Origin of the sequence: Streptomyces sp. SID486 (assembly GCF_009865385.1) — a bacterium.
Classification (GTDB): Bacteria; Actinomycetota; Actinomycetes; order Streptomycetales; family Streptomycetaceae; genus Streptomyces.
In genome coordinates this window covers 1-843 of sequence record NZ_WWJT01000233.1, presented here as the reverse complement: position 1 = coordinate 843, position 843 = coordinate 1, and the positions used below count along the sequence as shown (strand labels likewise).

Sequence of the window (843 nt, the reverse complement as noted above, 5' to 3'; positions counted from 1 at the left end):
GTCCCGGGCGCCGGGCAGGGCGTCGCAGGCGGCCACGGCGGCGGCGTGCAGTGGCCGGACCCGCTCCCGCTCCGCCGCGGCGGCACCGGGGCCGTACGCCGCGGCGAGATCGTCCAGCAGCGCCTCCACCACGTCCCAGGGCGGCAGCTCACGCCCGTCGAGGCAGGCCCGCATGCCGTCGGGGTCCCGCTGCCAGAAGACCCCGCTCCAGCCGCGGCGCGGGTCGAGGCGCGCCAGCAGGGCGTCCAGACGGTTCGCGAACTCCCCTGCCCGGCCGGGGAGTCGGTCCGCGGCCATCGCCCACCTCCCGCCCGGTCACCGGCACTCCGTCCGGTAGGCAACACCAGTCGTGTTACGGGCTTGCTACGGAGAGTTTTCGGGCGGCGCGCGGGTGGTTCACACGGGCAGCAGGGCGCAGCGCGTCACCAGGTCGTCCATGGACAGGCCGAGGACACGCGCCAGGGCGGCCACCGTGAAGAACGCCGGGGTCGGCGCCCGGCCCGTCTCGATCTTGCGGAGCGTCTCGGCCGAGACACCCGCCTCGGCGGCCACGTCGACCATGCTCCGGTCGCCGCGCGCCACACGCAGCAGCTGCCCGAGCCGCTCGCCGCGTTCACGCTCTTCGGGGGTGAGGGGGGTGCGCACCATGCCCCCATTCTGCCCGCCGCCCCACTCGATTACTATACCGGTATAATAATTGGGTCACGGGGAGGGCGACCGCAGCGGCCCGCGAACCGGGGCGGAGCAGCCGCAACGGCCCGCGAGCCGGCGCCAAGCGGCTGCGACGGCGTCGGCGTCGGCGTGCGAGCGGCGGGGAGCGGCCGCACCGGGCCGCGCCGCCGA

General features: G+C 76.0%; 1 protein-coding gene and 1 pseudogene. Both read right to left on the bottom strand.

Annotated elements, in window-relative coordinates; all coding sequences use genetic code 11:
- Positions 1-297, bottom strand: a pseudogene (locus GT045_RS11945) (hypothetical protein); the annotation flags it as partial.
- A 99-nt stretch (positions 298-396) separates the two neighbouring features.
- On the bottom strand, positions 397-648 hold the full coding sequence (locus GT045_RS11940) for a helix-turn-helix transcriptional regulator (RefSeq protein WP_161298327.1): 252 nt from the start codon (positions 646-648) through the stop codon (positions 397-399).
- Positions 649-843 lie beyond the last annotated feature (195 nt).

Bases quoted from the DNA above. Each gene is read 5' to 3' on its own strand.
- GT045_RS11940 (WP_161298327.1), bottom strand. From the start codon at position 648: ATGGTGCGCACCCCCCTCACCCCCGAAGAGCGTGAACGCGGCGAGCGG.